Consider the following 20,379-nt stretch of genomic DNA (forward strand, 5'->3'; position numbering starts at 1 on the left):
GCAGCGAGGGCGCGGGCCTCTTCGGGGCCCGAGTGGGAACGGGTCGGGAAACCGGTGCTGGTGTCTGAAGTCTCGGCAGGACGTTCTCAGTCCGTCAGGTCGACGTGCGGCCGCCGGTCCTGCCGGGGCCCGGAGTCCTGGTCGCGTGTTCGCTCGCGGTCCGGGTCCGCGGGGGCATCGGGCGGTGGGAGGTCAGGGTGCGGGTTGCGTCGGCGGTGGTGGCGTTCGGCGGAGGAGAGAAGGGTGGCGGTGAGGGTGAGGGCGGTGCCCAGGAGGAGGGGGAGGAGGAGGCTGGCGCTGACGAGAGCGCCAGCGGCTGCTGTTCCGGCGGATCCTGCGGTGATCTTCAGGGCGCCGACCCAGACGAAGATCTGTCCGCGTGCGTTGTCGGGGGCGTATTCGCTGCGGGCTGCGAGGGTGGCGGCGAAGAAGTAGGCGTTGGCGATGCCGGCTGCGGCGTAGGCGGCGATGGCGAGCGGGAAGGAGGGAGCAAGAGTGATCAGCAGGAGCGCGGCGGCGATGGTGGCGGCGAGGCGGGTGGTGAGCCGGTCGGCTTCGGTGCGGGGTGGGCGGATCATGACGCCCGCGGATCCGGCGAGGTTGCCCAGGCCGTAGGCGGCGGTCAGGAGTCCGGCCGCGGAGGCGCTGACGCCGAGGGCGGGGGTGCCTGCGACGGCAGTGATGGGGAGGGCGGCGACGCTGAAGGCGACGGTCACGGTCAGGTACAGCGTGCGGCGCAGGGGCCCTGAGGCGAGGATGCCCGTGAGGGTGCGGATGGGGCGGGGGACGTCTGCGGCTTTGCCGGGGGCTGGGGCGTAGGGCAGGAAGCGGATGACGGTGGCGGCGATGAAGCAGCCGGCAGCCAGGGTGAGAGCGGCGGTGGCGGGTGAGGCCCAGGCCGCGAGGGCGGCGACGAGGGTGGGGCCGACGGTGCCGCTGATGCCGTAGGTGGCCACGTCCCAGCCCTGGGCCCGGCGCTGGCGTCGCTGGCCGTGTCCGGCGATGGCGGGCAGGCGGCTGCTGATGCCTCCGGTGAGCAGGGGCCCGAACAGGCCGGAGACAACCAGCAGGGCGGCGGTGACGGCGGGGTGGGTGTGGGGGTAGAGCAGGACGGCGGCGGCCAGGGCGGTGCCGTGGGCGAGAGAGGCTGCGGCGATGACGGTGCGGCCGTCGCGTGCGGTGTCCAGACTGCGGGCGACGAAGGGACCGAGCAGGTGGGGGGCGGTGATGCAGGCGCCCAGGGCGCCGGCCAGCCAGCCCGAGCCACCACCGGCGGTGACCATCAGCACGATGGCCACGACCGCGCCTCCGTCGGAGGTGCGGGCCAGAGTCGCCGCGATGATGTAGCGGGCCAGCGGGCCCCAGCCGGGCTCGTCGACGGAATGGTCGGTGCGTGGGCGCATGGCCGCGCGTTCTCCTGCGGGGGACGAGGGGTGCGGAAGGAAGTGCGACGCGCTGCCGCCCTCCCTCATGGGGGGCGGCAGCGGGATGTCAGGTGTGGAGCTGGAGCTGTTCGATCACTGTGGCGACGTGGGCGCGTTCCTTGGCGTCCAGGCCGCGCAGCGGCAGCGGGAGGTTGCGGTGGGCGGTCAGCCCCAGGTGCGCGGCGGCCGCCGCGACGACGCGCAGAGAGCCTCCGTGCTGGACGAACAGGTCCCACAGGGGCTGGAGACGCTTCGATTCCTGCTCGGCCTGCTCGTGCCGCCCGGCCTGTGCCGCGCGGGTGAGGGCGAGGGCTGGCTGGGGGAAGGTGCCGCCGACCACCGAGTACCAGGCGTCGCATCCCGCGTTCAGCCCCCGGGCCGCGGCCGCGTCCCCGCTGATGCCCACGGTCACCGTGTCGGGCAGGAGCCGGCGCAGGTGCTCGACGCGGGCCCGGGCCTGCTCGGGATCGGCGGGGAGGGCGGGGATCTTGATGGAGGCGACCTGCGGCAGCCAGGCCAGGCGGGTGTACAGCTCGTCGGTGAAGGTGAAGTGTGTGGTGCCGGGGTTGTCGTAGATCACCAGCGGGACCGACAGGTTCGCGGTGACCTCCTCGAACAGGGCGAAGACGTCTTCGTCTGTCAGCGGCTGGTAGGACACCGGTGCCAGCAGGACTCCGGCGGCTCCGGCGTTCTGCGCGTCCTCGGCGGCCTGGAGGACCTGGCGGGTCCGCAAGGCCCCGATGCCGACGATGACCGGTACCCCGTCGGCGTGCTCGACCGCAAGGCGAGCGACGCGGGCGCGTTCCTCGCGGGTCAGGTAGGCGTAGGAGCCGGTGGAGCCCAGCGCGCCGATGGAGTCGACGCCGGCGGCGGCGAGCCGCTGGACCAATGCGGCGTACGCCTTATCGTCGACATTGCCGTTGCCGGGGATGGGAGTGAGCGGGAAGGCGCTCAGACCGGTGAACAAGACGGGCCTCCAAAGGGGTGTGGGACTTTCGACGACGGGCGGGGGGTCAGGCAGTGGCGTCGGGGTGGGCCAGGCTGAGGTAGTGCACGGTGCTGCTGTCGCAGTGCGGCTGCAGGAGGGCTTGTAGGTCGCTGGCCGCGGTCGTGAGCAGCTGCTTGTCGCGGGTGGCGGCGACGGTCTCCAGGACCAAGGCGACGCGGGTGGAGTCCTCGGTGACGCGGGTGCGGTGGGCGTCGCGGTGGTTCCAGTGCCGGGTGAGCACGTCGGTGGTGTCGGTGTAGATGACCTCGCCGGGCTTGGGGTTCTCGACGGTGCCGGGTTCGCCGAGCGGGGTGAAGCTCTCGCTGCCGTCGGCGTAGCGGATCTCGATGTCGCCGGTGACGTGGTCGAGGTCAAAGGCGCCGGCGGGCAGGCCGTGGCGGACAGAGACGGCATTGTAGGAGTCGACGGCCGGGTTGATCCGGGGCAGGGCGCCCTTCTTCGCCAGGCGGCGGCCCAGGGCGTCGACGCTGGGACGGATGCGGCGGGGGTTGGTGCCGAAGGAGCGGTAGACGGCATGCCACGCCTCGATGCGCGGGTCGCTTTCGTCGGCCGGTGCCCAGGCACCGTCCGCGAGCTGGGCTTCCAGTTCCTCCAGCGCGCTCGTAGTGGCCGGCCACGGCTCGTGGCCGCGCAGGCCGGTGGCGATGACGACGGCGATGAGGGTGTCGGGGAAGGTGGCGGCGACGTCGGGGGTGATGCGGAAGCGGGTCATCGGTGGTCCGTTCCAGGGGTGGTGTGCGGGGCGGTCAGGTGAGGGCGAGGAGGCTGACGGCGACGGCCGCGGTGCCCAGCCCGATCAGCTGGCCGCGGTGGATGCGCTCGGCCAGGACGCTGCGGGCGAGCAGGACGGTGCCGGCCGGGTACAGGGCAGTGATCACGGCGACGACGGCGAGGTCGCCGCTGCGGGCGGCGAGCAAGAACAACAGGTTGGCCACCGAGTCCAGCACGCCGGCCGTCGCGGAGATCGCGTACGCGGGCTTCTCCGGGCCCAGCCGCCGGAACATCACGCCAGCGGCGGCCAGGGTGACGGCCGAGGAGACTGCACGGCCGACGATCAGCGGGCCGACGCCGCTGTCGGAGGGCGCCTGGTGCAGGAAGACCAGCTGCAGGGCGATGGCAGCGCCGGCGCCGAAGGCCAGCAGCAGGGCGGTGCGTGAGGGGCGGGCCGACTTCGCACCGTGTCCGGCGCTGACCAGTACCACGGCCGCCAGGGCCAGCGGCAGGCCGATCAGCCCGGCCAGGCCCAGGTGCTCGCCCTGCAGCAGGCCGACGCCTACCGGCAGCATTGCCGAGACCAGAGCCGTGATCGGCGACAGCACGTTCATCGGGCCGATCGCCAGGGTCTTGTAGAGCAGGGCGAACGCGGCAGCCGACGCGACCCCGGAGGCCGCGCCCCAGGCGAGCGTGGCAGGGGCGAAGGAGGCGCCGAGGAAGGGCCACAGCAGCAACTCGACGGTGAGCGAGGCCGGCGCGGCGATCATCACGGTCCGCAGGACATGGGCCTTGCGGGCGCCCAGGCCGCCGAGGAAGTCGGCGCATCCGTAGGCCAGGGAGCTGCCCAGGGCCAGCAGGAGAGCGATCACGGTACGTACATCCCTTACTATCAATAGAACGACTACACCGTACATCGCATCGACCGTGGGTCGTCAACCGAACGACTACGTGGTTCAGCGCACCGACTGCTGCTGGAGGGATCAATCGATGGCCGAGACCGAGGCGGCGCTGCGGACGCTCGCGCACAACGTCCGCGCGGCCCGCACCCGCGCCGGACTGTCCCTGGACGAACTGGGCCGCCGCGCCAAGGTCAGCAAAGGCGCGCTGGTCGGCCTGGAGAAAGCGCAAGGCAATCCGAACTTCGCCACCCTGGTCCGCCTCGCCGACACCCTCGGCATCTCCGTCTCCGCCTTGATGGAAGGCAGCCCCGAGCAGCGCGTGCGGGTGGTGAGCGCCGATACTGTCATGCCCCTGTGGAAGGGCGAGCACGGCAGCGAGGCCCGGCTCATGCTGACCACCGGCGGCCCGGCAGCCACCGAGGTCTGGCGATGGGCACTGGAACCCGGCGAGGAGTATCCGAGCCACCCCCACCAGGCCGGGGTGACCGAAACCGTCAGCGTCACCACGGGTGAGATGGTCCTCGTCGTCGACGGCAACGAATACCCCGTCACCGCCGGCCAGACCGCCACCTTCGACGCCGACACCACCCACACCTACCGCGGCACCGGCACCCAGACCTGCCACCTGATCATGACTGTCCACCTGCCTCCCGGCCCCGCGTAGACCTCAAGGGGCCGGGGGTGGCCAGAGCGCCCGCCTGTCGGTAAAGGATCGTTTGACGACAGGCAGGCGACGCGTCCAATGAACCCGTGCAATCCAGCGGTTCGCGGCGGCCCGGATCCAATCAGATCCGATGGCGATTGCTGACAGGGTTTGACGACAGATAGGGTCCGATCCTCCGTACGGAAGGGGCCTCTCGGTGGCGAACCTGGTCTACAAGCGGGTCTCGACCGACCAGCAGTCCACCGCCCGCCAGGACCTCGTCCTGGCCGAGGCCGGAATCGAGGACCCGGTCGTCTTCGAGGAGGCCCCGGGAACCTCCAGCCGCCTCCACCCGCTCCAGCGCGCGAAGTTCGGCGAACTGCTCACCTACGCGCGGCCGGGCGACACCGTGCACATCTCCGAGATGTTCCGCCTCGTACGCGGCAACCAGCACATCCTCGACGTGCTCGACGTCCTCCACCGCGACCAGGTCGCGCTGCGCATCCACGACGGCGCGTTCTCCGCCATGGACCTCACCGCCCGCCACCCGCGCACCGGCGAGCTGCTGTCCACCGTGAAATTCATGGTCCAGACCCTCGCCGCCGCCGGCGAACTCCAGCGCGACCTCCAGCGCGAGCTCACCTACGACGGGCTGCGCGCCGCCGAGGCCAAGGGCAGCAAGGGCGGTCGCCGCCCCGCCGTGGCGGCCGACAAGACCGCCGACGTGCGCACCGCGTACCTGGAGGGCCGCTCTATCGCCGCCCTCGCCCGCGACCACCGGGTCAGCCGCGGCGCCATCCGCACTGCCGTCGCCGACCTCCTGCCCGACCACACCGCCACCGAGGAGGACGCCCCCGCCCCGAAGTCGCCGGTCACCCTCGACATGCCGGGCAAGGTCGCCGACTACCTCCGCGCCGACGAGCTAGACGACGTCGAGCGGGCCGCGCTCGACCAGGGCGTGACCGTACGGCGTGGCCAGGGCTACACCCTGCGCGTCACCGCCGTCCCGGCCGTGCACCACCGACTCCTCGCCCGCTGCCAGCCGCTCGACGGCGGCCAGGGCCTCCCCGCGATCCCGGCCCAGCGCAAAGCCCGTCGCGAGTACGAGAACCGCGTCAGCGCCCTCAAGCCCGGACCCCAACGCTGAAGACCCATCAATGCCACACCCTGGTCGTTACACAGGGCTACACGCCACCTGACCGTAGCTATACGAGAACAGGGCCTCGATGGGGATTAGGGGCGGCTTCGCGCCGCGTCGGGCGGGCCCGGTCGGCGTGCGCTCGCCGGCGAACATCCACCTCCACGTCGTCAGCGAGATCCGGTAGATCCGCGCGGAGGACTTCGCGATGCCCGCGCCGGTTAGGGCCTGTCCGGCGGATCATTGTCCGCGGCAGGTGAGCCCGGGCAGTGATCCACTGGACGTGACTGGGAAGGAGGCGTCAGGTCATGGAGAATTTGGCGACGTACTCGTCGAAGGGCTCGATGCCGACTTCCGCACGGAGTTCGTCCATGCGGTCGGGCTCTTCACAGGGCCAAGGAACCGGCGCCCCGTCCTTCATACCGGCGATCTGAGTTCCGTAGACCTGCTTGCGGCCCTCATTGACCAGCGTGCGGTCGCGCAGGAAGGCCAGTTCGCGCGGGCTGGCCGAGCCTGCCGACACCGCCTGCCGCATCAGCTGGAGGGCGCGACGCTGAACGTCGAGCTGCCGGTCGGCGTGCTGAGCGATGAGCCATGCCGCGCGTGCGGCCTCCTCGCCGACCAGTTCCGCCGTCGGCCAGCCGTACTCCTCCATGATCTCGTTGAGCCGGTCGCCATGCCGAGCGGTCAGTCGCCGCCACGCCAGCTGCTCGGCGGGGTCATCGCTGTTCGCGCGGACTGCCAACTGGTGATCGGCCGCAGCCATATCCGCCAGTTCCACGGCCAGCGCGGCAACGTCGTGCACCACTCTCAACTCCCAGGTCAGATCCATGCGTTGCGTCCGCCTGCAAGCCTAGAGGCGCAAATCGGGTGTAAAGATCATTCCGGAGAACGGTGACAGACGCATCCCTGCACCGAGATAATGGATCTACCCCCGAAGCCAGAGCCGGATCGCTGCGACGGTCACGGTGCCCTGGAAGACATGGACACGCCTGTCGAACCTCGTCGCCACGGCCCGGAAGTTCTTGAGGGCGTTGATCGTGCGCTCCACTTCGTTTCTGCGTTTGTAGATCGTTTTGTCGAAGCCGGTGGGCCGTCCGCCCTTGTTGCCGCGGCGTTGGCGGTTGGCCCGCTGGTTCTTCGGCTCGGGGATGGTGTGCTTGAACTGCCGTCTGCGCAGGTAGCGGCGGTTACGCCGGGAGGGATAGGCCTTGTCGCCGCTGAGGTGGTCCGGACGGGTGCGCGGGCGCCCGCCGCCGAGCCGGCCGACGCGGATGCGTTCCATGACGGGGATGAGCTGCGGGGCGTCGCCCCACTGGCCCGGAGTGATCAGCAAGGCCAGGGGGCGGCGCCCGCCTTCTCCGGCGAGGTGAATCTTGCAGGTGAGGCCGCCCCGGGAGCGTCCGAGTCCCTCATTCGGGCGGTGCTGCCGGGGCGTGCGTCTTTTCCCGGCACTCGCGGTGGTTTCTTGCGTGCCCCGGCGGCGTGCTGGTGGGCCCGGCAGATGGTGGAGTCCACGCTCACCATGGACCAGTCGATGCGGCCCCGGGCATCCGTGTCAATCCCCTCGCAGCGTGGAGACGATCTATGCGGCCAGTCCCTCGGCGAGGGTGGCTCGGTACTCGCGTTCGTAGTCGATCGGGCTCTTGAAGCGCGCGTCGCCGGACATGACACCCCTCGTTTGCGGCTGGTGACAGTGTTCTTACCGGCACCCCGTCAAGAAGGAAGAACCACGACACCGAGTGAGCCGGCAGGGGCGGTCGATCGCGGTCTGGGATGATCTCGCGGTGAGTGATGCGAGGGTGCCGGCCGCGGAGGCCGTCGAGTCACACGTCCGGGCGTTCTTCCAGGGGCACTCCGTGGAGGTCGTCGACCACGCCCCCGGGCCGCAACGGCGAGCGGTGGTGCCCGGTCTGCGCGTTCTCGTCGCGGGCCCCGGTTCCCGCGGCAACAGCTGGGCCTACGTGACCGCCGGATGCTGGGCCGCGACGGAGAAGGACGGTCACGGCCTCGAGTTCGTCATGACCGCCCCCGTTCGCGACCAGCGGTTCATCGACCTCGTGGCGATGATCGCCTCCTACCACGGCGGAGGACACCGGCTCGACCTGGAGCACAGCATGCCGATCGGTGAACCGTGGGTGCCGGGTTCGACCTGCGACCACCTGCTGATCAGCCTGCCTTACCTCCACGGACCCGGCCTGGAACACTGCCCCGTCCCCGGGGGCCACGCCCGCATCCTGTGGACCCTTCCCGTGACACCAGCCGAGATCGAGTTCCGCAGGCGTCACGGGCACGAGGCGCTGGAGCAGCTCTTCGACGAGGCGGGGATCATCCCCACCGACCCTTTCAGGGCATCGGCCGCCTGAGGCTCCGGCCCCCGGAAGCCACCGCCCGTGCCCGCCGGGGACGTATCGGCTCCGGATTCCGCCGGCCCCGGCCACCAGGCGGGCGAGGAGGCGGACAGCATGATGCCGCGGACGGCCATCAGCTCACGCAGGCGCCACCGGTGGCAGATCCGGCGTGGCATCACGAGGTCCTCCCCGGCCGCGAAGCGGCCTCGACACACCTCAGCGGGCGACGCGAGGCGGGAGGTGTTGGTGGTCGGGATCATTCACCGTCCGGTGTCGTTGCCGGGTGAGGGACGAGTGACACCTCATGGGCCGCAAGCTGTTCGGAGGTTCCCACGAACGCCGGGCCCGCGTTGGCCGGCAGCCTCGCGAGGACCATGGCGACGGCGGTTTCCGCGGTCACGGCCGGACCGACTGTTTCGGTGCGCAGCGGACCGGAGACCCAGTAGCCGCCCCCCTCGGCGGGCAGGATGTAGGGGATGTCCCAGGTCCACTGGCGTTCGGTGCAGCGGCTGAAGTGCAGTTCTCCCATGCCTGTCCAGGGGAAGAGCTGCCGCAGCCGGGGCTCCCGGCAGGCGGCGTCGATGAGCTCTTCGCGGACTCGCCCGTCCCGGCGAACGGCCTGCCAGCCCGCTTCCGTGATCTCGTCGCCTGCGGGTGTCCGTGGGTTCCGGTCCTGGTCATCGAGGGGCATGTGCGTCTTCTCCTCGGAGGTGGCGGGTGGCGCGTTGGATGGTCTCTGCTGCGTATACGTGACGGTGACCGGCACTCGGTGAAGGACAACTGACAAGAGCAGGCGGACACGGCCCCGGGGTCCTAGCCCAGACACCAGGGAACAAGTGACCCGCTGGTAGCTATCTCGGCTTCGTGATCGTCCTCTTCTTTGGTTGGCGTGGGACGGTCTTGGTCTTGTCGAGGTGTCCGTACACCGTAGAGCGGGGCACGCCGAACATGTCGGCGATCTGTTGGTCGGTCTTCTCCCGCTCGTCGTAGAGCCGCTGGGCGAGCGCGGCCTGGTCCTCGGTGAGCCTCGGTCGGCGTCCGCCGACCCGGCCGCGGGCTCGGGCAGAGGCGAGCCCGTCATTGGTGTTCGCCACGATCAGCTCGCGCTGAAGCTCGGCGAGCACCGACAGCATGCCGAACATCGCCCGGCCCTCCATGGTGGCGGTGTCGATGCCCTGCTCGATGACGTGCAGCCCGATGCTGCGCTCGCGCAGGTCCGCGCCGAGGGTCACCAGGTGGAGCACCGAGCGGGAGAGCCGGTCGAGCCTGGTGACCTTCAGCGTGTCGCCCTCGCGCAGCAGCTGCAGGACGAAGTCGAACTTGGGCCGGGACGCCTTCGCACTGCTCGCGGTGTCGACGTGGATGTGGTCGCGGTCGACGCCTGAGCGAGGTCCGGCGAGCGCCGGCCATGCACGGCCGGTTCCCCTCAGCGGCCGGCACCCGCAACGCACGCCAACGCCTTGCCGAATGGCCGACGTAGAGAGCTATAGTGCTAGGCAACTAGATAAATGGAGGAACGGGTGATTGAGTTCCACCTGAACAGCCGATCCGGCCTGTCCCCGTACCAGCAGCTGGTCCAGCAGGTTCGGCATGCGCTGCACCTGGGTCTGCTGAAGGAGGGGGACCGGCTGCCGACGGTCAAGGACGTGGCCAGGCAGATGGCGGTCAACCCGAACACGGTGCTCAAGGCGTACCGGGAGCTGGAGCACGACGGCCTGGTGGCCGCCCGTCCCGGCGTCGGGACGTTCGTGACCCGGACGCTGGCCGACGGCACGCTCGCCGCGCAGGGACCGCTGCGCAAGGAGTTGCAGCGCTGGCTGACCAAGGCCCGGCTGGCCGGGCTCGACGACGAGAGCATCGAGGCACTGTTCGTGAGCACGTTTCGTAACGCCGCCGGAGAGGACGTAGCGTGAGCGCTGTCCTGCGAGCCCAGGGCCTGGGCAAGAGGTACAAGCAGCGCTGGGCGCTGCAGAACTGCGACCTGGACGTCCCGGCCGGCCGGGTGGTGGGCCTGGTCGGCCCCAACGGCGCCGGCAAGTCGACCTTATTGAAACTGGCCTCCGGCATGCTGACCCCGACGGCCGGCACCATCGAGGTGTGCGGCGGTCGTCCTGCTGCGGGTGTGGAACAGCTGGCCAAGGTCGGCTTCGTCGCCCAGGACACCCCGGTCTACGCGGCGTTGAGCGTCGCCGACCACCTCGACCTCGGCCGGCGCCTCAACCCGAACTGGGACGACTCCGTGGCGCGTGACCGGATCCGTCGCCTCGGTCTGGACCCCGAGCAGCGGGCCGGCAAGCTGTCCGGCGGCCAGCGCGCGCAGCTCGCTCTCACCCTGGGCATCGCCAAGCGCCCGGAGCTGCTGATCCTGGACGAGCCGGTCGCGGCCCTGGACCCGCTCGCCCGGCGGGAGTTCATGCAGGACCTGATGGAGGCCGTGGCCGAGCACGAGTTGAGCGTCGTGCTCTCCTCCCACCTGGTCTCCGACGTGGAACGGACCTGCGACTACGTCATCGTCCTGGTCGACTCCCGAGTGCAGGTGGCCGGCGACATCGACGACCTGGTCGCCTGCCACCACCGTCTCACCGGACCGCGCCGGGAAGCGGGCACGCTCCCGGCCGGTCAGCACGTCATCACCACCAGCCACACCGACCGGCAGACCACCCTCCTGGTGCGCACCGACACCGCGGTCCACGATCCGTCCTGGACCGTGAGCCCGCTCGGCCTGGAAGACATCGTCCTGGCTTACATGACCCGGCCCGCCGATGCGGTACGTGACACCCGACCCGCACTGGAGGTACTCCGATGATCTGGCTGACCTGGCGCCAGTTCCGCACCCAGGCCGCCGTGATGTTCGCCGCCGTGGCCGCCCTCGCCGCCACCTTCATGGTCACCGGTCCTCAGCTGGCCGATCTGTACCGGACAGCCGGCAGCGGCCTGGTGGACCAGGTCTCCAGTGCGGACCAGACCCTCTACTACACGGGGCTGCTGGTCGTGCTCGCCGTGCCGGCGGTCATCGGGATGTTCTGGGGCGCGCCGCTGATCTCCCGTGAACTGGAGACCGGTACCCACTACCTCGCATGGAACCAGGGCGTCACCCGCACGCGCTGGCTGGCAACAAAGCTGGGCCTCGGTGCGGCGGCCTCCATGGCCGCCGCCGGACTGACCAGCCTCGCGGTGAGCTGGTGGAGCAGCCCCATCGACCGGGCCGTCAACGGCGGCGGCGCGACGAACACGTACTTCCCGCGGCTCGACCCCGTGGCCTTCGCCGCACGGGGTGTCGTCCCCGTGGCCCACGCCGCCTTCGCCTTCGTCCTGGGCGTCGCCCTCGGCCTGGTCATCCGCCGCACCCTGCCCGCGATGGCCACCACGTTCGCCCTCTACACCGCCGTCCAGATCGCCGTGCCGATGTGGATCCGGTCCCACCTGGCGGCCGCGGACCGGACCGTTCTGCCGATCGAGCCCGGCGGCGCCCCGATCAGCATCCAGGACGACGCCGGGCAGATCATCGCGCACCTCGAAGAAGTGCCCGGGTCCTGGGTCACCTCCCAGCAGACGTTGAACGCCGCCGGTCAGCCGGCCCCGGTGCCGTCGTCCTTCGCCGACTGCCTGCACACCGAGTCGGGCCCGCCCACCCTGCAGCAATTCGAACGCTGCCTCGCCGACCTCGGCGCCCTGGGCTACAAGCAGCAGGTGACGTACCAGCCCGCCGGGAACTTCTGGGCCCTTCAATGGGCCGAGACCGGGCTCTACCTCGGCCTCGCCCTGGCCCTGACCGGGTTCTGCGCCTGGTGGATCCGCCGCCGGGTGACCTGACGGACGCCAGTCCCACTACGGGAGCACCCGCGAGGGGCAGCCGGGACCCGGCTGCCCCTCGCGGCGTCGGCAGGGTCCTCTCACCATTCAGATCAATATCGCCGGTATCGGCTGCCCCGTTGGCCCCCAAGGCCGGTACAGGCACCGGCCCGTCGGCACGGGGTTCACCTCGGCTCCGCCAGGGCCTGACCGGAGGTGTCCGCCGGGGTGCGGGGACGGGGCACCGAAAGAAGCGGCGCGAGGTCGAGCCGCTTGTCCATCTCCAGGCGGAAGGTCCTGTACAGGTTGATGTTGGACCAGAACAGCGCAGTGAGCCCGCGCCGGTCCTCGTCGGTGAGCTTCTTCGCCCAGGCCGGTTCGGCGAGGACCTGCTGAAGCAGCGACGTGTTGACGTGCACGAGCAGTACACGGTGCGGGTGGCCTCGAAGTCGCCGGGCAGATCGTCCTCCGGGTTGCACCACCGCCTCCCGCCCGCGACGTAGATCTCGCGGCGCCGGATTGCGTGTCGGCAGGCGTCGTGGCCGGCAACGTCATCAAGGCGGGCTTCCAGCAACGTTACTGCCCGCCGGAGCTTCTCGGGCGTCTCACGGCGAGCACGGCTTTCCTCAACTACGGAACGATCCCGCTGGGCGCTCTGCTCGGCGGATGGCTGGGAACCGTCTTCGATCTCCGTACGGCCATGTGGATCACGACGGCCGGCGTGCCGCTGGCCGCGCTCGTCCTCCTCTTCTCCCCCATCGGGCGCTCCCGCGACTTGCCGACGGTCCCCCGCCCCAGGAATGCCCCGGGGCAGACACACCCCTGCCCGGAGCCGTCACCGCGGTCGCACTGATCCACGGTGCTCCGCCGCGCGGACCTCCTCGGCGAGGCCCGAGTGCCGGTAGGCGCCGGCGCGGTGGCCGCCGGACTCCGCAGCGGCACCGTTCCCGGCGTACGGGTCGTTCCCGGCTCCGGCCAGCTGCCCGCCCTCAAGATCATCTGATCCGCCGCCGTGGCGGATCGAGTGATCGTCGGACGGCCCGGACAGCTCCGCGACGGCTTCCCGCGGGCTGTCGCGGAGAACGTCAAGCGGCCCGTAGCCACGGACCGAGGATCGTGAAGTCCTGGTCGGTCAGACCGCGGGACGGCGCGACGTGGTGGAGGAGCGCCTGCGCGGGGTGGTGGGCGGGCACCCGGTCCCGGTCGGCGTCGGTGATCTCGTCGTCGACCCAGGCGAACGGGCGTCCGTCCGCCCACGCGACGAGGGCCCGGGTCTTCCAGTGGAGCCCGAGCCACTGGTCTTCGTGTACGTGGGCGGCCGAGGGCTCCGGCCAGGACACGACCGGAAGCCGCGGCAGACCGAGCCGCGGCGCCGGCTCGGTATTGGCTTCCTCTCCCCAGGTGGTGGCCCGGACCAGGTCGCACGGCAGCGCCGCGAGCCGCGGTCCGAGCCTCGGGTCGAGGCGTGTCAGGTGCGCGTCCGGTCCGGGGCCCGTCGGCGCGTACTGCGGGCCGGCACCGAAGGGCAGGAGCGGCCCGTCGACGTCCAGGAAGAACAGGGGGCGGTCACGGTGCACGGTCATGCCGCCACCTTGCCGCAGGTGACGGCGGGAGCAGCGGGTCGTACCCGCACCCCGTACGCACGGAGCATCGCGCCCTGCTGGACGAGCACACCGCCGTCGGCGGCACGTCCGGCACCGGGTGGGGCCTGCATGAGTGGCGCTGTTCGAGCCTGGCCCACCTCGGCGAGGCCGGTGCGAGCCTGCTCATGCTGATAGCGCAGTCTCGGCACAGGAAGCCGGAGAATGTGCGGAAGTACTTCCACCCGTTCCCGGAGGCGATCGCCGAGGTCACCGGTCTGCTCGCCCCCGGTGACAGCCGGCGCTGGTCGTCAGGCGCCGGCGAGGCGCCAAAGGGAAGTGACTTCCGTGGCTCGGGCGGCGTGGAGGGGATCAGCGGTGTCCCTCGCTCGTGGATGCCGCGGCCGGGCGTCCGTCCTGTCCACCACGCGCAGGCCCGCTGCTTCGATGCCGGCCAGAAGTTCGCCGCGCGTCCTGAGTCCGAGGCGCTCGGCCAGGTCCGACAGGATGAGCCATCCTTCACCTCCCGGTTCGAGATGCGCGGTGAGTCCGTCCAGGAAGCTGTGGAGCATGCTGCTGCCCGGGTCGTAGACACCTTGTTCCACGGCGGAGGTGGGCCGGGCCGGAATCCAGGGTGGGTTGCAGACGACGAGGTCCGCACGCCCTTCGGGAAACAGGCCAGGGCCCACGATGTCGATGCGTCCGGTGAAGTGCAGTCGGCGGACGTTCTCGCGTGCGCAGGCCAGGGCACGCGTGCTGATGTCGGTGGCCACGACGTGGTCGATCCCCCGGCGGGCCAGGACGGCGGCGAGCACTCCCGTCCCCGTCCCGAGGTCGAATGCGGTACGGCGACCCGTGCGCTGGGCCGCCGGCGCGGGGAGCGGTGCCCGTGCGATGAGGTCGACGTATTCGCCCCTGACGGGGGAGAACACGCCGTAATGCGGGTGAATACGGGCATCGAGGGCCGGTACCTCCACGCCCTTCGTGCGCCACTGATGCGCTCCGATCACGCCCAGTAGTTCTGTGAGCGAGACGGCCATCGGCTCGGACGGCGGACCGTACGCCTCGGTGCATGCCTGGCGCACATCGGGGGCCCTGCGCAGGTTCAGGCAGTAGCCGTCTTCCAGCAGAACGAGGAGCCTGCCGAGCACGCGGGCACGGTGGCCCCGGGCCCTGCGGTGCAGGTGGAAGGACTCTGCTGGGCTGCCGCCTCGCCGGGAAGGTTTCCGGCCGATACGGCGGTCCATCGCTTGCAGTAGTTGACGTGCGTTATGGAAGTCGCCCTGCCACAGCAAGGCGGTTCCCTCGCAGGCCAGACGGTGAGCAGCGTCGGCTTTCATACGGTCGTCCGCGCCGATGACCCGGCCGGGAGGCGGTGTCGCGCTCTCGGAATGCCAGCGGGCGGAACGGGGGGTGTTCATCTCGGTCCAGTGGATCGTGGACACCATGTACTCCTCGTGATCGAACGTACGGGGCACGAAGAGCACTTCGACGAGGAGCAGGGCGAACGACCCGTGCTGTAGCACGGGCGCGTGTGTCAGGGCAGGTAGGGCTACCGCTCCCGCGTCGAAGCGCGAGAGGAGGAGTCGCCGAGAACCATGCCGAGCGTCACGAGCAGCCCTTTCGGAGAGATGGGGTAAGAGGCTCGCACAGCTCTCTCTCCGCGGGCAAACCAAGCCCATGGGTTGGGCGGGGGCAGCTCTCCCCGCCCAACGCGGCTCATCACTCGTCGGTGACGTCCTTGCCGCGCGGCAGGCGCGGCCCGCCGGACAGGCCGGGCGGCTGGAGGAAGTACCGGCCGTGCATGGTGACCGTGATGCCGCACGAACGGCGAGATGCGGGCCACGTCCTCGTCACGGACGCCGAAGCCGTCCGCGTGCGCTTCGCGGTCTTACCGGGAGAACGCGTAGGTACGGACGGGGTCGAGGTGCAGTTCGAAGGGCCCGAAACAGTCGGCCGCGAGGGTCGCGACCGGAGCGCCGCACGGGCAGGCCCGGTTGAGTCCCTCGTCGCCTGTCGGTCCGCAGCACCCATTGCTGTTCGCCCAGTCGGGCAGTGGCTGAAGGCCGGCGGCGTCATCAGGGTGGACCAGCACGGTGTGTCGGCTCCCCGCCGAGATGACGAAACCTTCTTCACGGCAGACCACAGGTCCGCGCGACTGAGCCGGCTTCGGGTCCTCCTGATCGTCCTGCAGCATGCAGGGAGGTCCCCAGGGCTCGGGATCGATCGCGTAGTGGCCCCGCGGAACGGTGGAAGGCGCCCGGCGTGTCTCCTTGTCCCGGTCGTGCTCGTCGTCGGAGACGTCAGGGACGGCGGCAAGCTCGGCCAGCTCCGGCGTGATCGCGGTGCCGCACGTGGAACAGAGGAAGACGGTCATTCCCTCGTTGTAGTGTTCAGGACTGCCCCTTCGCATCCTCGTTTCGCTGCTCGGAGCCGATGCGCGCGCGGGCCGGACCGGGCAGCGTGCGGCAGGGTCGCGCTCGGCGACGTGCCGGGCGACCGCGTCGACGCCGAGACGGGCGTACCGCTCCAGGGAGCGAACGGAGACATGGCAGGAGCGAGCTGGCAGCATCGGGGGAGGTGCCACCCTCCGCGCCGTGTGTCAGGGCACTGTGGCGGAGCCGGTGCAGTGTGAACCCGTCCAGGTCCTCGATGTCCGGCGTCGGGGACCAATGGAACGGCCCCTGGAAACCGATCCCGCCGCTTCACCACGAACCCACTGATCAACTCCTTGACACTGGGCGCACCGGCCTCCCGGGGCCACGCCCGACAGCCTTCGGTTCCGCGAACTCGTGGAGGCGAGGGGTCAGCGGGTGGGCAAAACGAACTCGGGCTGGTCGAGCAGGCGCAGCCGGCTTCCGTCAGGCTGGCGCCGGCCGAGGCGTTCGGCTCCGTTCCCGGGGTGAGCCTGTGGCACTGGGCCCGCGACCCCGACGGCCGCCCTCCCTCACGCCGGCACGCCAAGCTCGCGGTGGCCGACCGCCGCACCCTGTTCCTGGGCAGCGCCAACCTGACCGAGTCCGCGGCCCACCGCAACATCGGGGCGGGCGTGCTGGTGAACGGCGGCGAAGCGCCGCGACGGGCGGCGGAGCACATCGCGGAGCTGCAACGGCTGGGCGTGCTGAGGCCGCTCCGGCCGTGAGCGGTCCGGGGCACGGGGACGGGGCATGCCCGCCACCGCCGAAGTCGCCGAGGGCGTCGGCCGGGAACGACGGGGAGACACGGTTCGACCGTTCCGGCACGAGGGAGGAGCCGTCGCCCGGCCGGGGCGATCGTCGGATGTGACTTCGTGCACGAGATGGGGTTCTGGCTCAGGTTCTGTGGTCCGTGACTGCGGGTCACCGATTAGATCTCGAACAGGGCTTCCTCTTGTGGCGGGATCGGAGGGTCGAGGACGTCGCGGAGGCGGGTAATGTCCTGGCGCCACTTCGACCAGTTCGCGGCTTCGGCCCACAGCTCGGCGAGTTCAGACCGGTTGGAGACCACTTGGTCCAGGGCGTCGACGGCGAGCATGCGAAGGTCTGCAGGCAACTCCGGTAGCGGCTCTGACGGGCCGTAGTTCGAGCACGCCGGATAGCCGTCAGGATGCTGGGCGACGACCAGGGCCGCCGCGCCCACGGCTCGCTCGCCGTCGTAGATTCCCAGGAACTCCGCGGGCCCGGCGGCACGCTTGAGCACGCCCCGGACCATGGCTTCGCGCTCTTCCAGTGCTGCCTTGTCCAGGTCACCGGCGAAATCGGCGGCGGTGTCGTTGTCGAAGGGGCCGATGTCCCAGGTACCCATGTCTCTCCTCGCGCGGTCGTCTCGGGATCGTCGCACTGGCCACTGACAGTGCGCTCAGGAGGCAAACAGCACCCGCTTGCGCAGGAGGTTGAAGCCAGCGCGTCCATACATCTGCCGCTTGATCATTTTGATGCGGTTGACATGGCCTTCAACTGCGCCCGAGCTCCAGGGCAGGGTGAGACCGGCGATGACGGCAGCGCGGTCTCGGTCGATGCCGGCGGCAAGAGTGTGGAGACTGGGCAGATCGTCCTGCCGGACGGCGACGAGCCAGTCCGGAAGACGCTCGCCCTGGCGCTCGGTCAGCATGACGGCGAAAGCGCGGACGTGTCGGGTGAGCGCGTCGATCTCGGGGCGGTGGGCGTCAGGCTTCCGGAAGGGGCGGGCGAGGTCGGCGGCGGCCGGGATGGGCTGGGGGCCATCCGGGCCGCTCACGGAGTTCTACCGCGGGTAGAATCGGAGGTATGGGCAAGCCGACGAGCATCAAGACCAGCGAGGAAGTGCGCGACCGACTGCGCATCCTCGCCGAAGAGCGCGGCACCACCATCACCGAGCTGCTGGAAGAGCTCGCCGGCCGCGAACTCACGGCGGCCGAGCGGGAGCAGCGTGCTGTCGAGGCGGCCCGTGAGCTCGGTGTCGAGTACGGCGAGCAGGTGCGGCAGGCCGGGCAGGACGCCTGGGCGAGGATCCGCGCCCATCAGGGCGACGCCGCGGCATGAACCTGACGGCCGTCCTGGACCACACCGCTCTGACCGCCCTGTACCGTGCGGACCCTTTCCTCACCGGCCTCTACGTCGAAGCCTCGCGCGGCACCGGCCGCGTCCTGATCCCGTCGCTCTCCCTTGTCGCCGCCGAGCGGCGGGACGCCGGCGCCGGCAAGCACGCGGCATCCCTGCGGTTCGCCGAGAACGTCCCGTTCACCGCCGCGCACGCGGCGGACGCGATGGGCTGGGCGAGCACGGACTGGCCGGTGGCTCACGCGGCGGCGATCGCCTGGCACGCGGCCAGGGCGGGAGAGCCGCTGACGGTCCTGTCCCTGGAACCCGACCTGTACGCGGGCACCGGCATCACTCCGCTGAATCCCACCTGACCCGGCGCCCGCCCCGAACCGCGGAGCAGGGGGCGACGGCGCAGAGCGGGGTCCGACCGGTGCGGTCGGCGCGGAAGGCAACCGCGTCGCCTGCGGACGTCTGCCCGAGGGATTGCCGCTGTGCTCAGCGGTGCTCGGGCTCCACGGCCAGCCACAGCTCGGCGTCGGCCTCGGTCTTCTCCGGCGACAGGCGGGTGCGCAGGATCTCAGGGCCGGTGCGGGTGCGATACGGGTTCGACGGGAACCACTCGGTGAACACGTCCCGCCACAGTTCCTGGATGGCCCGCGGCGCCGGCCCGGAGGTGGTGAAGACCGCCCAGGTGCCGGCCGGGACCGCCAACGTGGTCGTGCCCTCAGGAGCGGCCGCGGAGGTGATCACGCCGTGGTGGTAGTCGAGGAAAGTACCCTCGGCGCGGCTGGGATCCATGTCGTCGCAGACCGCGACGATGCCGTGCGGCTCCTGGTCCGACAGCTTCTCCAGGCGCTCCAGGGTCTGCGGATCGATCCCGCGGACAAAGTCCATGATCGCCTGGTTCGGCCCCGCGTGCACCAGCGGTACCCGGGTCTTGAGCCCGACGACGGTGAAGTCCGCCTTGTCCACGATGCGGTAGCGCATACTGCTGCTCCCCTCGATGGTGAGCCGGAAGGCCATCCGGGACTGGGAGGTGAGTGCGGCGCCGGTACGCCGGGCCTCGCCCGGTCCGATGCCGTGCATGGCACGGAACGCCCGCGCGAACGCCTCACCGGAGCCGTAGCCATAACGCACCGCGATCTTCAGCAGCGTCCCATGTCCCGCGAGTACTTCGGCGCCCGCGAGGGTGAGCCGGCGGCGCCGGACATACTCCGACAGCGGCATTCCCGCGAGCGCGGAGAACATCCGGCGCAGGTGGTGCTCCGAGGTGGCCGCGATGCGTGCCAGTGCCTCCACGTCGAGGTCCTGGTCGAGATGGCCCTCGATGTGCTCCATGGCCTGGTTCAGCCGCTCCAGCATGCCCGGCCTCCCTTCCCTTTCCCTTTCCACGGCCACTCCGCCGGCGATGATCGTGCAGTACGTCTACCCGGCGCCGCGGTCGGTGCCGTCTCCGTCCGGACCGGGGGTGTCCCGTCCCAGACCCCGGCGGATCGCGATCTCCACGGGTGAGTACGCGCCGTCGGCCCGTTCCAGTTCGTACGGTGCGGCCGGCATCAGCGGCGGCTGCGCCATGAAGCGCGGCCGCACCCCATGGTGCGGTTGAGCCGCATGCACCAGGAACGGATGGCACAGGAAGACGTCGCCCGGGGACCCGGTGGCGAGGGCGAGTGGCCGGTGGTCGGACGCCGCCACCAGGTCGGGGGCGAGAGTCAGCCCGCTCGCCCCGTCCTCCCCGTACTTCTCCAGCACCTTCGGCACGTCGAGGTGCGAGCCGACCCGGATCCGGGTCGGGGCGTCCTCCTCACCGACCTCGCTGAACAGGAACAGCATCAGCAGCGCCCGGCCCCGGGAGCGCAGATTCGTGAAGTACCAGCTCTCGCCCTCCGGAAGATAGCTCCCCTCGATGTGCCAGCCCGCGTCGTCCGGCTCCTCCTCGTGCGGGAAGCGCAGCGGGAACGTGCCCAGCGAGTAGCGCGGCTCCCAGCGTCCCGCCCCGACGAGCAGGTCGTACGCGCGGTGCAGGGACGGGGGGTTGGGTGCGGCGGCGAACGGCCCCTGCGCCATGCCGGCCACCCAGTGCACGGGCCGCGTCCACGTCGACGGGTCGTCCGGGGCACAGCCCGTCTCCCGCCACAGCAGCCGCGCGCAGTCCGCGGCCACGCGCGGCGCGACGGCACCCTCCAGCTTCACGAAGCCGTCGCGGAGGAAACGGGATACCAAGGTCGTGTCGTTCATGCCCTCATCGTGCGGCGGCACCGGTCCCGGTCACCCGACATTCTCCGCACCGTCTTTGTCGGGTGAACACCGGAGCGTGGTCGGGCGGCGCG

At 70.8% G+C, this 20,379-nt stretch carries 26 protein-coding genes and 3 pseudogenes; 11 read left to right on the top strand and 18 right to left on the bottom strand.

The window, feature by feature from the left end; translation table 11 throughout:
- Positions 1-86: 86 nt before the first annotated feature.
- The 4 genes from IH50_RS0133560 to IH50_RS0133575 all read right to left on the bottom strand — a co-directional run bounded on the left by IH50_RS0133560 (position 87) and on the right by IH50_RS0133575 (position 4,016).
- Positions 87-1,403, bottom strand: a complete 1,317-nt coding sequence (locus tag IH50_RS0133560; RefSeq protein ID WP_063759519.1) for a hypothetical protein — start codon at positions 1,401-1,403, stop codon at positions 87-89.
- Positions 1,404-1,491: 88 nt separating this feature from the next.
- Positions 1,492-2,391, bottom strand: a complete 900-nt coding sequence (locus tag IH50_RS0133565; RefSeq protein ID WP_030871108.1) for a dihydrodipicolinate synthase family protein — start codon at positions 2,389-2,391, stop codon at positions 1,492-1,494.
- A gap of 46 nt (positions 2,392-2,437) precedes the next feature.
- The gene (locus tag IH50_RS0133570) at positions 2,438-3,145 is read right to left on the bottom strand and encodes a B3/4 domain-containing protein (RefSeq protein WP_030871111.1); all 708 of its coding nucleotides are present in this window, start codon (positions 3,143-3,145) and stop codon (positions 2,438-2,440) included.
- A gap of 34 nt (positions 3,146-3,179) precedes the next feature.
- Positions 3,180-4,016, bottom strand: coding sequence for a DMT family transporter (locus tag IH50_RS0133575; protein WP_030871115.1), 837 nt, complete (start codon positions 4,014-4,016; stop codon positions 3,180-3,182).
- 118 nt (positions 4,017-4,134) lie between these two features.
- Here IH50_RS0133575 and IH50_RS0133580 point away from each other — a divergent pair, with 118 nt between their 5' ends.
- On the top strand, positions 4,135-4,710 hold the full coding sequence (locus IH50_RS0133580) for a helix-turn-helix domain-containing protein (protein WP_030871117.1): 576 nt from the start codon (positions 4,135-4,137) through the stop codon (positions 4,708-4,710).
- Between the two features lie 196 nt (positions 4,711-4,906).
- Complete coding sequence (locus IH50_RS0133585) at positions 4,907-5,836, top strand: recombinase family protein (RefSeq protein WP_030871119.1); 930 nt, start codon at positions 4,907-4,909, stop codon at positions 5,834-5,836.
- 292 nt (positions 5,837-6,128) lie between these two features.
- Here the strand turns inward: IH50_RS0133585 and IH50_RS0133595 are convergent, their stop codons facing one another.
- Complete coding sequence (locus IH50_RS0133595; protein ID WP_420709159.1) at positions 6,129-6,659, bottom strand: DUF6624 domain-containing protein; 531 nt, start codon at positions 6,657-6,659, stop codon at positions 6,129-6,131.
- 96 nt (positions 6,660-6,755) lie between these two features.
- A pseudogene (locus IH50_RS0133600) lies at positions 6,756-7,387 on the bottom strand (IS5 family transposase); the annotation flags it as partial.
- Positions 7,388-7,614: 227 nt separating this feature from the next.
- Here IH50_RS0133600 and IH50_RS0133610 point away from each other — a divergent pair.
- The gene (locus IH50_RS0133610) at positions 7,615-8,193 is read left to right on the top strand and encodes a suppressor of fused domain protein (protein ID WP_030871123.1); all 579 of its coding nucleotides are present in this window, start codon (positions 7,615-7,617) and stop codon (positions 8,191-8,193) included.
- 241 nt (positions 8,194-8,434) lie between these two features.
- Here IH50_RS0133610 and IH50_RS38190 read toward each other — a convergent pair whose 3' ends face one another.
- Positions 8,435-8,869, bottom strand: a complete 435-nt coding sequence (locus IH50_RS38190; protein ID WP_234328293.1) for a DUF6193 family natural product biosynthesis protein — start codon at positions 8,867-8,869, stop codon at positions 8,435-8,437.
- Between the two features lie 160 nt (positions 8,870-9,029).
- Positions 9,030-9,629: a recombinase family protein gene (locus IH50_RS0133620; protein ID WP_234328294.1), complete on the bottom strand. Its 600-nt coding sequence runs from the start codon at positions 9,627-9,629 to the stop codon at positions 9,030-9,032.
- Between the two features lie 57 nt (positions 9,630-9,686).
- Here IH50_RS0133620 and IH50_RS0133625 point away from each other — a divergent pair, with 57 nt between their 5' ends.
- The 3 genes from IH50_RS0133625 to IH50_RS0133635 are packed head-to-tail and all read left to right on the top strand — an operon-like array spanning position 9,687 to position 11,991.
- A complete protein-coding gene (locus IH50_RS0133625) occupies positions 9,687-10,091 on the top strand; it encodes a GntR family transcriptional regulator (protein WP_030871127.1) in 405 nt (134 codons plus the stop codon).
- Positions 10,088-10,984, top strand: a complete 897-nt coding sequence (locus tag IH50_RS0133630; RefSeq protein ID WP_030871131.1) for an ABC transporter ATP-binding protein — start codon at positions 10,088-10,090, stop codon at positions 10,982-10,984. Before IH50_RS0133625 ends, IH50_RS0133630 begins: the two co-directional genes overlap by 4 nt.
- Entirely contained in the window at positions 10,981-11,991 is a 1,011-nt protein-coding gene (locus tag IH50_RS0133635; RefSeq protein ID WP_030871134.1) for a transporter, read from the top strand. The genes IH50_RS0133630 and IH50_RS0133635 overlap by 4 nt, the downstream gene beginning before the upstream one ends.
- A gap of 164 nt (positions 11,992-12,155) precedes the next feature.
- Here the strand turns inward: IH50_RS0133635 and IH50_RS0133640 are convergent, their stop codons facing one another.
- A complete protein-coding gene (locus IH50_RS0133640; protein ID WP_037873359.1) occupies positions 12,156-12,389 on the bottom strand; it encodes a Tn3 family transposase in 234 nt (77 codons plus the stop codon).
- A 104-nt stretch (positions 12,390-12,493) separates the two neighbouring features.
- Between IH50_RS0133640 and IH50_RS0133645 the strand changes: the two are divergent.
- Together IH50_RS0133645 and IH50_RS41820 are read left to right on the top strand one after the other, a co-directional pair.
- Positions 12,494-12,823, top strand: a pseudogene (locus IH50_RS0133645) (MFS transporter); the annotation flags it as partial.
- A gap of 6 nt (positions 12,824-12,829) precedes the next feature.
- Positions 12,830-12,973, top strand: a complete 144-nt coding sequence (locus tag IH50_RS41820) for a hypothetical protein (RefSeq protein WP_158801378.1) — start codon at positions 12,830-12,832, stop codon at positions 12,971-12,973.
- 82 nt (positions 12,974-13,055) lie between these two features.
- Here the strand turns inward: IH50_RS41820 and IH50_RS0133655 are convergent, their stop codons facing one another.
- From IH50_RS0133655 to IH50_RS0133670, 5 genes are all read right to left on the bottom strand, one after another.
- On the bottom strand, positions 13,056-13,553 hold the full coding sequence (locus IH50_RS0133655; protein ID WP_030871143.1) for a hypothetical protein: 498 nt from the start codon (positions 13,551-13,553) through the stop codon (positions 13,056-13,058).
- A complete protein-coding gene (locus IH50_RS43650; protein ID WP_420709160.1) occupies positions 13,550-13,684 on the bottom strand; it encodes a hypothetical protein in 135 nt (44 codons plus the stop codon). Before IH50_RS43650 ends, IH50_RS0133655 begins: the two co-directional genes overlap by 4 nt.
- Before the next feature lie 177 nt (positions 13,685-13,861).
- The gene (locus IH50_RS0133660) at positions 13,862-14,998 is read right to left on the bottom strand and encodes a methyltransferase (protein WP_199822180.1); all 1,137 of its coding nucleotides are present in this window, start codon (positions 14,996-14,998) and stop codon (positions 13,862-13,864) included.
- 274 nt (positions 14,999-15,272) lie between these two features.
- Positions 15,273-15,407 carry a hypothetical protein gene (locus IH50_RS43220; protein ID WP_267883285.1) on the bottom strand — a complete coding sequence of 45 codons (135 nt, stop codon included), beginning with the start codon at positions 15,405-15,407 and terminating at the stop codon, positions 15,273-15,275.
- A gap of 34 nt (positions 15,408-15,441) precedes the next feature.
- On the bottom strand, positions 15,442-15,927 hold the full coding sequence (locus IH50_RS0133670) for a hypothetical protein (protein WP_030871149.1): 486 nt from the start codon (positions 15,925-15,927) through the stop codon (positions 15,442-15,444).
- Positions 15,928-16,452: 525 nt separating this feature from the next.
- Between IH50_RS0133670 and IH50_RS0133675 the strand changes: the two genes are divergently transcribed.
- Complete coding sequence (locus IH50_RS0133675; protein ID WP_030871151.1) at positions 16,453-16,692, top strand: phospholipase D-like domain-containing protein; 240 nt, start codon at positions 16,453-16,455, stop codon at positions 16,690-16,692.
- A gap of 203 nt (positions 16,693-16,895) precedes the next feature.
- On the opposite strand, the gene IH50_RS0133680 is transcribed toward IH50_RS0133675, so the two are convergent.
- Positions 16,896-17,333, bottom strand: coding sequence for a DUF4259 domain-containing protein (locus IH50_RS0133680; RefSeq protein ID WP_037873361.1), 438 nt, complete (start codon positions 17,331-17,333; stop codon positions 16,896-16,898).
- A 54-nt stretch (positions 17,334-17,387) separates the two neighbouring features.
- A pseudogene (locus IH50_RS42920) lies at positions 17,388-17,684 on the bottom strand (transposase); the annotation flags it as partial.
- A gap of 110 nt (positions 17,685-17,794) precedes the next feature.
- On the opposite strand from IH50_RS42920, the gene IH50_RS0133690 reads away from it, so the two are divergent.
- A complete protein-coding gene (locus tag IH50_RS0133690) occupies positions 17,795-18,049 on the top strand; it encodes a hypothetical protein (RefSeq protein ID WP_030871160.1) in 255 nt (84 codons plus the stop codon).
- Complete coding sequence (locus IH50_RS0133695) at positions 18,046-18,420, top strand: PIN domain-containing protein (protein WP_030871163.1); 375 nt, start codon at positions 18,046-18,048, stop codon at positions 18,418-18,420. The genes IH50_RS0133690 and IH50_RS0133695 overlap by 4 nt, the downstream gene beginning before the upstream one ends.
- A gap of 124 nt (positions 18,421-18,544) precedes the next feature.
- Here IH50_RS0133695 and IH50_RS0133700 read toward each other — a convergent pair whose 3' ends face one another.
- Both IH50_RS0133700 and IH50_RS0133705 read right to left on the bottom strand, forming a co-directional pair.
- The gene (locus tag IH50_RS0133700; protein ID WP_030871165.1) at positions 18,545-19,411 is read right to left on the bottom strand and encodes an AraC family transcriptional regulator; all 867 of its coding nucleotides are present in this window, start codon (positions 19,409-19,411) and stop codon (positions 18,545-18,547) included.
- A gap of 63 nt (positions 19,412-19,474) precedes the next feature.
- Positions 19,475-20,287 carry a phytanoyl-CoA dioxygenase family protein gene (locus IH50_RS0133705; protein WP_030871168.1) on the bottom strand — a complete coding sequence of 271 codons (813 nt, stop codon included), beginning with the start codon at positions 20,285-20,287 and terminating at the stop codon, positions 19,475-19,477.
- Positions 20,288-20,379: the final 92 nt, after the last annotated feature.

It is taken from the genome of Streptomyces sp. NRRL S-37, from assembly GCF_000721605.1.
Taxonomy (GTDB): domain Bacteria; phylum Actinomycetota; class Actinomycetes; order Streptomycetales; family Streptomycetaceae; genus Streptomyces.